13 protein-coding genes are annotated in these 10,700 nt (G+C 28.9%); 11 read left to right on the forward strand and 2 right to left on the reverse strand.

Annotated features, from left to right (window positions below):
- The first annotated feature begins 122 nt into the window (after positions 1–122).
- The 6 genes from ABY298_RS04410 (at position 123) to ABY298_RS04435 (ending at position 5,294) form a co-directional block, all read left to right on the forward strand.
- Positions 123–992: a carboxypeptidase-like regulatory domain-containing protein gene (locus ABY298_RS04410; protein WP_372744794.1), complete on the forward strand. Its 870-nt coding sequence runs from the start codon at positions 123–125 to the stop codon at positions 990–992.
- A gap of 181 nt (positions 993–1,173) precedes the next feature.
- Positions 1,174–2,124: an SDR family oxidoreductase gene (locus tag ABY298_RS04415; RefSeq protein ID WP_372744795.1), complete on the forward strand. Its 951-nt coding sequence runs from the start codon at positions 1,174–1,176 to the stop codon at positions 2,122–2,124.
- A gap of 9 nt (positions 2,125–2,133) precedes the next feature.
- Positions 2,134–3,045, forward strand: a complete 912-nt coding sequence (locus ABY298_RS04420; RefSeq protein WP_372744796.1) for a helix-turn-helix domain-containing protein — start codon at positions 2,134–2,136, stop codon at positions 3,043–3,045.
- 3 nt (positions 3,046–3,048) lie between these two features.
- The gene (locus ABY298_RS04425; RefSeq protein WP_372744797.1) at positions 3,049–3,552 is read left to right on the forward strand and encodes a hypothetical protein; all 504 of its coding nucleotides are present in this window, start codon (positions 3,049–3,051) and stop codon (positions 3,550–3,552) included.
- 162 nt (positions 3,553–3,714) lie between these two features.
- Positions 3,715–4,908, forward strand: a complete 1,194-nt coding sequence (locus tag ABY298_RS04430) for a hypothetical protein (RefSeq protein ID WP_372744798.1) — start codon at positions 3,715–3,717, stop codon at positions 4,906–4,908.
- A gap of 164 nt (positions 4,909–5,072) precedes the next feature.
- Positions 5,073–5,294 (forward strand): hypothetical protein, encoded by a 222-nt coding sequence (locus ABY298_RS04435; protein ID WP_372744799.1) that lies wholly within the window; start codon positions 5,073–5,075, stop codon positions 5,292–5,294.
- A 104-nt stretch (positions 5,295–5,398) separates the two neighbouring features.
- Here ABY298_RS04435 and ABY298_RS04440 read toward each other — a convergent pair whose 3' ends face one another.
- Positions 5,399–5,755, reverse strand: a complete 357-nt coding sequence (locus ABY298_RS04440) for a winged helix-turn-helix transcriptional regulator (protein ID WP_372744800.1) — start codon at positions 5,753–5,755, stop codon at positions 5,399–5,401.
- A gap of 96 nt (positions 5,756–5,851) precedes the next feature.
- On the opposite strand from ABY298_RS04440, the gene ABY298_RS04445 reads away from it, so the two are divergent.
- From ABY298_RS04445 to ABY298_RS04465, 5 genes are all read left to right on the forward strand, one after another.
- Positions 5,852–6,838: a zinc-dependent alcohol dehydrogenase family protein gene (locus ABY298_RS04445; protein ID WP_372744801.1), complete on the forward strand. Its 987-nt coding sequence runs from the start codon at positions 5,852–5,854 to the stop codon at positions 6,836–6,838.
- A gap of 11 nt (positions 6,839–6,849) precedes the next feature.
- Entirely contained in the window at positions 6,850–7,716 is an 867-nt protein-coding gene (locus ABY298_RS04450) for a DUF4437 domain-containing protein (protein ID WP_372744802.1), read from the forward strand.
- Positions 7,713–8,510 carry an SDR family NAD(P)-dependent oxidoreductase gene (locus tag ABY298_RS04455; protein ID WP_372744803.1) on the forward strand — a complete coding sequence of 266 codons (798 nt, stop codon included), beginning with the start codon at positions 7,713–7,715 and terminating at the stop codon, positions 8,508–8,510. Before ABY298_RS04450 ends, ABY298_RS04455 begins: the two co-directional genes overlap by 4 nt.
- On the forward strand, positions 8,511–9,434 hold the full coding sequence (locus ABY298_RS04460; RefSeq protein ID WP_372744804.1) for an LLM class oxidoreductase: 924 nt from the start codon (positions 8,511–8,513) through the stop codon (positions 9,432–9,434).
- 408 nt (positions 9,435–9,842) lie between these two features.
- Entirely contained in the window at positions 9,843–10,331 is a 489-nt protein-coding gene (locus tag ABY298_RS04465) for an N-acetyltransferase family protein (RefSeq protein WP_372744805.1), read from the forward strand.
- A 23-nt stretch (positions 10,332–10,354) separates the two neighbouring features.
- On the opposite strand, the gene ABY298_RS04470 is transcribed toward ABY298_RS04465, so the two are convergent.
- Entirely contained in the window at positions 10,355–10,699 is a 345-nt protein-coding gene (locus ABY298_RS04470; RefSeq protein ID WP_372744806.1) for an Hpt domain-containing protein, read from the reverse strand.
- Between the last annotated feature and the right edge of the window lies 1 nt (position 10,700).

Here is a 10,700-nt window from a genome sequence, read left to right on the forward strand (position 1 = left end):
CAACGTGTAAATCGATAAGTTCAGCATTGAAATCTTAAGATTTTCACAATTATTAAATTCTTAACTAAAAATTATTATTGATTTTTTAACCTTGCTAACTAAATCAATATCAACTACTTTCTATGAAAATTTTCTTCACAATATTATCAGTTTTTATTAGTGTAATTGTTCTCTCTCAAGAAAAAACCCTAACTGGAAAAGTTTGGAATTTTGAAAATAATGAACCTCTCGCCTATGTTAATATTGGAATTAAAAATAAAACCGTTGGAACGGTTTCTAATAATAATGGTTTATTCAAGCTTTCACTAAATAACAATATATCTTCAAAAGACACTGTTGTTTTTTCATACATTGGCTTTAAAACTGAAAAAATTTTAGTATCGGAACTAACTAAAATAAAAAAACCTATTTTACTTAAACCCAAAAATATAGAATTAAATGAAGTTGTTGTAAATTCAAATAAAATAAAACTAAAATCAAAAAAAATTGGAAGATCATCCAAAGGACTAGGCTTGTTTCACTCAAATTTTTACTCTTATTATGAAAAAGATGTTGACGACCGATTGAGTAAAGAAAGAGGAATGAAATTTAAAATGAATAGAAATTGCCATATTAAAGATTTAACTTTTAATATAACTTCTAATGACTTTAAATCTTTAAAATTTAGGGTAAATTTTTATAAAATTAAAGAAGGACTTCCTACAGATTTAATAGTTCAAAAAAACATAGTATTTGAAATAAAAGACAACTTTTTGGGCTGGTTTACAGTTGATTTAGAACCTTATGAAATTTTTTTTAATAAAGAAATTGAAGATGTTGCAGTAACAATTCAATGGCTTGAAAGTGTAAAAGCAAATGAAAAAAGTAAATACTTTGCAATTTCAACAGCTAGTTCAGCAACACATACAGCTTTTTTTAGAGAAAAAACAATGGATAGTTGGAATAAAGGCGGACAAAATTTGAGTTTTTATTTAAATGCAATGTGTGAATAAAACTGCTAACAACACCTCATATAATTTATGCTTAAAAATCAAATTTAATTTGTAACCATATTTCTGCTCTTTAAATTAAAACAAACCAAAAAGTATACAACTTTCGAAAATTTGTATACGTAATCAAGAGCACTTCACACATACCTTTGCCGTATTCTTAAATCAATAAAAAACAGACAAAATGAATACAAATAAATTCGGTAAAAAAGGTTGGACACCTGAAAAAATTGGTAATTTGAATGGCAAAACATTTGTAATTACAGGTACCACAAGCGGAACAGGTTTTGAAGCAACAAAAATACTGCTATCAAAAGGCGCAAAGGTGGTTATGCTAAATAGAAACCCAACCAAAGCAAATGACACCATTAAAATTTTAAAACAAGAACTTGGTAACCATATAGATGTTGTAGCTATAAAAATGGATTTGGCTGCACAAGCTTCCGTAAAAAATGCAGCTGAAGAAGTTTTAAAAACAGTTTCTCAAATTGATGCCTTAATATGTAACGCGGCAATTGCTCAAGTGCCTAAACAAATACTTACTGTTGATGGTTGGGAAAGTCAAATGGGAACAAATTATTACGGAAATTTTACACTTCAAGCTTTATTATTCCCATTAATTGAAAAATCTAAAGGACGCATAGTAACCGTAGGAAGTATGGGATATGATATGGGAATTAAAACCATTAAATTTGATGATTTAAATTGGGATAAAGATTATACGCCTAATAATGCCTATAGTCAAAGTAAATTAGCACAGATTATGACTATTTATGAATTACAGGATAAATTAAAAAAAGCAGGTAAAACAACTGTTAAAGCGTATGCTTGTCATCCTGGTTCTTCAAGAACTAACTTAATAAATACAAGTGGTAGTTTTATGATGAAACTTATTTTTGGTCTGATGAAATTATCTCCTTTAACCCAATCAGCTGAAAAAGGCGCTTATCCGCAACTAATGTGTGCAACAGAACCAAATTTAGACGAAAGTGGTTTTTACGGTCCAACAGGAAGAAGCAATTGGGTTGGTCCGGTAGGTGAACATAAATTAGAACCACACGCCAAAGATAAAGCAGTAGCTAAAAAATTGTGGGAAGTTTCGGAAAAAGAAACTGGTATAAAATGGAATTTATAAATTTGTAGTATGCAACATTTTAAAACATTAGCATCGTATTTAGATTATTTAGGATTGCCAAGACCAGAGCATCCAATGTTGAGCGTTTTTAACTCAAAAGGCGATGGCTACTTACCTTGCCCAAGAGAAAGTTCACCGCCAATTACCAATGATTGTTATTCCATTAGTTTTAAAAAATACGTACAAGGAAATTTAAACTACGGACGCACAGAGTATGATTTTACCAATGGTGCTTTAATTTTTATTGCACCAAGACAAGTATTACAATGGGATAACAGCGTTGTGTTTGAGCAAAAAGGATTTTCAATAAACGTTCACGAAGATTTTTTGAAAGGAACAGCATTAGCACAACAAATAAAAAAATACGGTTTCTTTTCTTATTCAGTAAATGAAGCATTGCACCTTTCGCCAAAAGAAGAAAAGCAAATAGAGTTGATAGTAGAAAATATTGAAATTGAATATCAAAATAATCAAGATGCCTTTAGTAAAGACATTATTATTTCTCAATTAGACACCTTGTTAAAATATGCCAATCGTTTTTATGAAAGACAGTTTTTAAACAGAAAAGAAATATCTAACAATTTATTAGAACAATTTAATAAGCATTTAACTGCTTATTTTGAATCGGGTCAACTGCAAGAAAAAGGCATTCCAAGTATAGAACAAATAGCCGATAAAATATCGGTTTCGCAACGTTACTTAAGTGATACTTTAAAAAAAGAAACAGGAAAAACAACCACCGAACATTTACACTTGCGTTTAATAGATGAAGCAAAAAATATATTGTTACAACCAAATAAAAGTATTGCCGAAGTAGCTTATGAATTAGGGTTTGAATATCCACCTTACTTTTCGCGATTATTTAAAAAGAAAGAAGGAATAAGTCCAACGGAATACAGAGAAAAATATAAATTAAATTAAACAATGGAACTATTAAAATTAGCCACCGAATGGGCAAAAGCTGAAGTTTTCTCAACACGATTCTTTATTGTTTTTGCAATACTATTTATAATTGCAAGTTTAGGTTTTTGGCAATTAGGTAAAACAGAACTAGCAAAAGCATACATTATTCCAACCTTTGTAGCAGGTATATTACTATTAATAATTGGCAGTGGTTTAAACTACACAAATATTCAAAGAGTTAAACAATTTGAAAAAGACTTTACTACTGATGCTTCTGCATTTTATCAATCCGAAATTGAACGTACAGAGAGCACTTTAAAGGAATACACAGTTGTATTTAAGGTTATTCCAATACTAATAATTATTGCAGCTTTACTAATTTTATTTATTAATACACCAACTTGGAGAGCCATTAGCATTACCACAATTGCTATGCTAATAGTTATCTTATTAGTTGACGGAACTGCACACGCAAGAATTGACGCCTATTACAAAGAATTGAAATTAGTTGAAATAAAAAAATAACTTTACACAGCAATGTATAACCAAAATTGCTACAATTAGTAAAATAGAATACTTCTAAACCTTTTAATTATTAAATTTATCAAACAAAAAATTGCACAACTAAACTTAACCTCGGCTATATTAAACCGTTGTTATTAATAATGTAGACAAAAAATCCTAGTTATGAGGAAAAATATATTTCTAATTATTGTTCTTTCAACAGTATGTAGTTTTTCACAAAATATAGAAATTAAACCATATATTGATTATTTAAATACAATAGAAAAAAAATCAGCAAAGGATTATATTTTAGAAAAATTTAAAACCAACGACATTGTTGTTCTTTGTGAAAGAGACCATAGTGATATTTCACAATATGAATTAATAAAGGATATAATTACAGATGAATATTTTAAAGAAAATGTAAAAAATATTTTTACAGAAATTGGAGTAGTAAACCTGCAACCAGAAATAACTAACTTTTTAAAAATTAAAGGATTAGACACTGTTTATGTAGAAACAAAACTTAACGAATTTCAAAGAAATGCTTCTTCTTATTTTATTTGGGATAGATACAGTTATCACTACTTATTGAAAACTATTTATACTATAAATAATAATTCTGAAAATCAAATATCGCTATATCCTTCTGATTCTGAATTTGATTGGAAAATTGTACAAACTTCAGAAGATTATAAAAGAGCGTATGAAATTGAAATTGAACCAAGAGATAGTTTAATTGCAAGTAATATTATTAATAAATACAAAGAAATTCAAACTGAGAATAATAAAAAAGCACTTATTATCTTAAATATTAGACACGCATATAAAGTTCATTCACATTATAATAATGGGTTTATTCAACAAAATTCTGGAAAATACCTGTCAGATTTTTTTAAAGACCGCGCTTTTTTTGTTTTATCCAATAGACCTCGATTTTATATAAATGAGAATAAACTTGTTTATGAGCTTATTCAAGATGGAAAATGGGATGGTGCTTTTAAATATTTAAAAATTGATAATATCGGTTTTGATTTCAAAAACTCAATTTTTGGAGAAGATAATTTTGATTTACAAAATATTATTAATGTTCAGAAATATAGTGATGTATTTGATGGTTTTATTTTTTATAAAAATATTGAAAATCACAATTTAATTGACTTTTATGAAGGATTAGTATCTAAAGATTTTGAAGATGAATTTTTTAGAAGGTTTAAAATTCAAATGGAATATTTTGAAAATACTTTAATAGTAAAAAACCTTGAAAATAAAGATTTCCAGAGAAAAATTCTAAAAGAAATGAATACAAAAAGATATAGAAAATATCAAAATTTTGAAAACTTGATTGAAAGTAGAGATAAATATTTAACCCATTAAAAAACAATATACAACACTGCCATAAAAATTGCTTAATTAATATAGAATGATTCTAAAGCAAAAAAAACATACATTTAAATATTGAAAAATTATTTTTCATAACCGCAACTTTTCACGTCTAAACCTTAGGCAACAATAAAAAAATAAACTAAAAAAATTGATAAATGAAAAATATTTGGATTATTGCAATAGTACTATTTTTAATAATTATATTTTTTTATTGGAGAATTTCTAAAAATTATTTCAAAAATGAAGTTTTTAGCAAAGGAACTTGGAATAATTGGGGAACAAGATTATTTTTTTGGCAAGGAGCAGTTTTCGTTAGTTTAGCAGTTACAGCTCTAATATTCTATCTCTTAAAGTGGATAAATGTATTAACTTTTTAGAAACAACAACTTAAAATATATCAAATTTTCCAAATACACAATTCTTATAAAAACACGTAACAAACTATTTACAATAATAGTAGCAACAAGCTGAACAAAAAAACCTACTTCGAAAATTTTTCAACCACAAATTCACCCCAATCCGCAATAGATTGAATTAATGGAATTAACGTTTTTCCAAAATCGGTTAAGGAGTATTCTACTTTTAACGGAGGTTTAGATGTATAAACCTTTCTTTTAATCAAACCATCTTCCTCCAGTGCCTTAAGTTGCAAGCTTAATGTTCTTTCCGTAACTGTAGGCATAAATTTTCTCAATTCATTATATCTTAATTTATCATTCATTAAATGGTAAAGAATAACCGTTTTCCATTTTCCACCAATAATTCCCATTGTTAAACTTGCACAACAAGGGTATTCATTACCTCCAAACTTAAGCATTTTTTGTTCTGTTGTTTCCATAAAATATATACTATCATTTTTGACCGTTATTGCAAAGGTAAAATACTATACTTACTTTTGCAACTATAATTTTTATAGTAATAAAAAACAATACAAATGAAAGCAATTACAATTAACCAATACGGAGAAAACGCAACCTTTGAATCTAGAGAAGTAGAAATGCCAACTTTAAAAAGCGGTCAAGTACTTATTAAAATTTCTGCATCAAGTGTTAACACAGTTGATACTATGATTAGAAATATGGGAAATGACTTACCTTTTTCACCAGCTACACCAGCAATTTTAGGAATGGACTTTGCAGGAACAATAGAACAAATTGGATTTGATGTTACCAAATTTTCGGTTGGAGATGAAGTTTATGGTTGTGTTGGCGGTTTAGGAGATTTACAAGGAACATTGGCCGAATATGTAGCTGCAGACAGCAAACTAATTGCACTAAAACCCAAAAACATTACAATGAAAGAAGCAGCAGCTCTTCCATTGGTTGGAATAACGGCTTACGAAGGTTTAATTCGTGCAAATGTTAAAAGCGGACAGAAAGTTTTAGTACACGGCGGAACTGGAGGTGTTGGACACGTTGCAGTACAGTTAGCTAAACATTTTGGTGCTGATGTTTACACAACTATTAGTAGTGAAAAACAAGCAGAAATTGTCAAATCTTATGGTGCAAAATCCATAAATTATAAATCAGAATCAGTTGAAGAGTATGTAAAGAAACATACCAATGGAGAAGGTTTTGATATTGTGTATGATACTGTTGGTGGAGAAAATATGCTTAAATCTTTTGAAGCAGCTGCATTAAATGGTCAAGTTGCAACAACAGTTTCGTTATGTGAAATAGATTTAAGTACAATGCACTTTAAAGGACTATCTCTTCACGTTGTATTTATGTTAATACCAATGTTACATAATTTTAAAAGAGAACAACACGGTGAAATTTTAAGCAACATTACCAAAATTGTTGAAGCAGGAAATTTAATACCTTTACTTGATGAACAACAGTTTACATTGAATAATGTTGGAATGGCTTATGCTAGACTTGAAAGTAAAAACGCGATAGGAAAAGTTGTTGTAGAAAATTAAAAAATAACATTATGAATATAAGAATAGCATACACATCGTTTATAGTTACACTTTTATTATTAGTCTCTTGTAACGATAATAAACAGACTAAAAATGAAACTGAAAACAATATTTCTGACCAGATAGAGAATCCAACAAATAAAGTTCTGTTAAGTTCTGAAATTGTTTGGGAAAAATTGAATCCTGCAAGAGGAGATCAAAGTCCACAAGCTGGAACACTTTGGGGTGATAGAAAAGGAGAAGTTGCCACAGGGTTTTTAGCAAAGTTTGTTGACGGATTTTCTTCACCTCCACATATTCATAATGCAACTTACAGAGCGGTTGTTATAAAGGGAAGCATACATAATGACGATCCAGAAGCAGCAAATATGTGGATGAAACCTGGAAGTTTTTGGACACAGCCACAAGGTGAATCGCATATTACAGCTTCTAAAGGAGAAAGTATAGCTTTGGTTGAAATAGATAAAGGTCCTTATTTGGTAAAACCAATTGAGGAAGCATTTGACAATGGAGAGCGACCGATAAACATAGATGCTTCAAATATAGTTTGGTTGGATAGTAAAAAAACAAATTGGATTGATGTTAAAAGTAAAGCTGAGCTGAGTTTTCTTTGGGATGATTCCGTTTCCAAAGGACTATTTATAAAGCTTCCAAAAACGTTTAATGGAACAATAAAAACAGATGGAACCGTTTTACATTCGGTTGTTATACAAGGTTTATTGAACTATACGTTACCTCAAAATCAAGAATCAAAAGTATTAGATCCAGGAAGCTATTTTAGTGCAACCAGCAATGCAATACATACAGTTTCAAGTGCAGACAATGAAGTTATTTTATACATAAGAACCAACGGAAGTATTAAAATTAATGAACTATGAAAACAATAGTAATAACAGGAAGTACAGACGGAGTTGGTAAGTTAGCTGCAATACAACTGGCTAAAAGTAACCATCAAATTATTTTACACGGAAGAAATTCCGAGAAGTTAAAAAACACCATTTCAGAAATTAAAGAGAAAACAAGCAATAATAAAATTAGTGGTTTTGTATCAGATTTATCTGATTTCAATAGCATCGAAAAAATGATTGCTGAACTATCAAATGAATTTTCATCCATTGATGTTTTGATAAATAATGCAGGAGTTTTTAAGAGTTCTGTAAGGCAAAATAATGATAATTTAGATATGCGCTTTGCAGTAAACTATTTTGCTCCTTACCTACTCACAACCAGATTATTGCCACTTCTAAAAAACAGCAATTCATCAAGAATTCTAAATTTAAGTTCGGCAGCACAAGCATCGGTTTCAATTGAAGCGTTAAAAGGAAACGAACAAATTTCAAGTAATGAAGCGTACGCTCAAAGCAAATTAGCTTTAACAATGTGGAGTTTCGCTTTCGCAAAAGCGAATCCAAGTATAACAACCATTGCTGTAAATCCAGGTTCTTTATTGAATACGAATATGGTTAAAGAAGCTTATGGTCATTATTGGTCTTCAGCAGACAAAGGAGCAGATATTTTATATGAATTAGCTGTTTCAGAAAAACATCAAGAAAATAACGGAACATACTTTGATAATGACAAAAGAACATTTTCTAATGCTCATAACGACGCTTACAATCAGGAAAAAATAAATCAATTAATTTCTGAAACGAATAAAATTTTAAAATTATAAATGACTGCATTTACTAAAATAGCCACTAAAGGTAAACTAACTCTTGGTTTGGTGTTTCCATTAGAAGCCTATAGTGGTTCTATTGCAAAAATGGAAAACCAAGAACAGCTTGCCAAAAGAGCCGAAGAACTTGGTTTTAAAGCACTTTGGTTTAGAGATGTACCTTTTAATGATCCAAATTTTGGAGATGCTGGGCAATTGTATGATCCTTGGATTTATATGACACACATAATGAATCATACAAAAGATATTGCTTTAGCCACCGGAAGCATCATTTTACCATTGCGTCATCCTGTTCATACAGCAAAATCAATTAATAGTCTTCAAATTCTTTCAAAAGAAAGATTGGTTCTTGGTGTTGCATCAGGCGATAGACCCATTGAATATCCTGCTTTTAATCAAAACTTGGAAAATAAATCAGAATTATTTAGAGATAGCTTTCATTATATAAAAGCATTGCAGGGAGATTTTCCAAACTATACTTCAAAATTTTATGGAAGCACAAATGGTGAAATTGACTTATTGCCAAAATATTATAAAAAAACACCAATGCTTGTAACTGGACATTCCGGACAATCGTTAGACTGGATTGCTGAACATTCAGATGGTTGGTTATATTACCCAAGAGATTTTGAAACATTACAATTGGTAATGCAACAATGGAAAAATTCACTTTCTAAAACGCAAAACCCTTGGAAACCTTTTATGCAATCCTTGTATGTAGATGTTACCAAAGATTCAAAGGTTAAGCCGACACCAATTCATCTTGGATTCAAATCGGGAACCGCTTATTTAAATGATCATTTAAAATTATTAGAATTGTATGGTGTAAATCACGTAATCCTGAATTTAAAATATGGTTCAAGACCCGCAAATGAATTAATTGAAGAAATTGGAGAAAAAGTTCTTCCTAATTTTTCTTGACAAAAGTTAATCAACAAAACGTATCTAAAAAACAGCAGTTAAGAGCTAAATTTAATGTTTAGTTCTTTTCTGCTTTCTTTTTTAAATTAAAAAAAATTTATTGATTATTTTAATGTTTACTTAAATCTTAAAAAAACGAATATTAATTTTACTGAAGAGAACCTTTGTTTTGTAAATACTCTTACTGAGAGAGTTAATAAAATTATAAAAGATGAATTTTATTTAGATTATACATGTACAAACACAGCTTACCCAAAAAGAGCTACAAAAATGAAATTAATTTATTCAACCAAGTAAGATTATATTTATATTTAAACTTTAAAATACCAATATGGCATATAAATTATCAGCTAAAATCATTTTTAGCCGATAGTCATATTTTTAAACTTAACATTTAAAACTACTAAATTGAATATTAGAAAAGCAAAAAAATCTGATATTGACAAAATATGGGAAATATTCTCAAAAGTCATTAAAACTGGAGACACCTATGTATTTAAACCAGACACACCAAAAAAAGATTTGGGAAAGCATTGGTTTGCCGACTATATGGAAACGTATGTGATTGAAGAAAACGGAGTAATTCTTGGAACATATATTATTAAACCTAACCAAATTGATTTAGGAAATCATATTGCAAATTGCAGTTATATGGTAAATCCGAATTCTCAAGGAAAAGGAATTGGAAAAAAACTTTGCGAACACTCAATAGAAATAGCAAAAAAAAATAATTTTGAGGGAATTCAGTTTAATATTGTTGTAAGTACTAATATTGGAGCTATTGAATTATGGAAAAAAAACGGTTTTGAAATAATTGGAATTACACCAAAAGGATTTAGACACTCTAAATTAGGTTTAATTGATACTTTTATTATGTATAAAGATTTAAAAAAATAAAAAAAAATACCTTTAATAATAAATTAAACATCGATTTCCTTTAATTTTTTAACCACTTGAGTTAACATTTCATTTATTTTTAAAATAGGTAATTTAAGTTCTTCTAAACTAGTAATTGTTTCGGCATTTTTTTCAACAAATCTTATTTCATTTGTTATTGATGCTATTCCCATAAAATCTATAGATGGTTTAATTTTGTGTGCAATTTTCTTTACTTTAACAACGTCTTTACCTTCATATGCTTCAGTTAATTCAGCAATTGCAATTGGTGTTTCTTCAATAAATATTTGAACCATTTTTTGCACAAATTGTTCATTTCCTTTTGAAATTTCTTTAAGCTTACTTAAATCAAATAATGGTGTTTTCATA

Source organism: Lutibacter sp., assembly GCF_041596795.1.
In the GTDB taxonomy this organism is placed as follows: domain Bacteria; phylum Bacteroidota; class Bacteroidia; order Flavobacteriales; family Flavobacteriaceae; genus Lutibacter.

Bases quoted from the DNA above. Each gene is read 5' to 3' on its own strand.
- ABY298_RS04410 (WP_372744794.1), top strand. From the start codon at position 123: ATGAAAATTTTCTTCACAATATTATCAGTTTTTATTAGTGTAATTGTT.
- ABY298_RS04415 (WP_372744795.1), top strand. From the start codon at position 1,174: ATGAATACAAATAAATTCGGTAAAAAAGGTTGGACACCTGAAAAAATT.
- ABY298_RS04420 (WP_372744796.1), top strand. From the start codon at position 2,134: ATGCAACATTTTAAAACATTAGCATCGTATTTAGATTATTTAGGATTG.
- ABY298_RS04425 (WP_372744797.1), top strand. From the start codon at position 3,049: ATGGAACTATTAAAATTAGCCACCGAATGGGCAAAAGCTGAAGTTTTC.
- ABY298_RS04430 (WP_372744798.1), top strand. From the start codon at position 3,715: ATGAGGAAAAATATATTTCTAATTATTGTTCTTTCAACAGTATGTAGT.
- ABY298_RS04435 (WP_372744799.1), top strand. From the start codon at position 5,073: ATGAAAAATATTTGGATTATTGCAATAGTACTATTTTTAATAATTATA.
- ABY298_RS04440 (WP_372744800.1), bottom strand. From the start codon at position 5,755: ATGGAAACAACAGAACAAAAAATGCTTAAGTTTGGAGGTAATGAATAC.
- ABY298_RS04445 (WP_372744801.1), top strand. From the start codon at position 5,852: ATGAAAGCAATTACAATTAACCAATACGGAGAAAACGCAACCTTTGAA.
- ABY298_RS04450 (WP_372744802.1), top strand. From the start codon at position 6,850: ATGAATATAAGAATAGCATACACATCGTTTATAGTTACACTTTTATTA.
- ABY298_RS04455 (WP_372744803.1), top strand. From the start codon at position 7,713: ATGAAAACAATAGTAATAACAGGAAGTACAGACGGAGTTGGTAAGTTA.
- ABY298_RS04460 (WP_372744804.1), top strand. From the start codon at position 8,511: ATGACTGCATTTACTAAAATAGCCACTAAAGGTAAACTAACTCTTGGT.
- ABY298_RS04470 (WP_372744806.1), bottom strand. From the start codon at position 10,699: ATGAAAACACCATTATTTGATTTAAGTAAGCTTAAAGAAATTTCAAAA.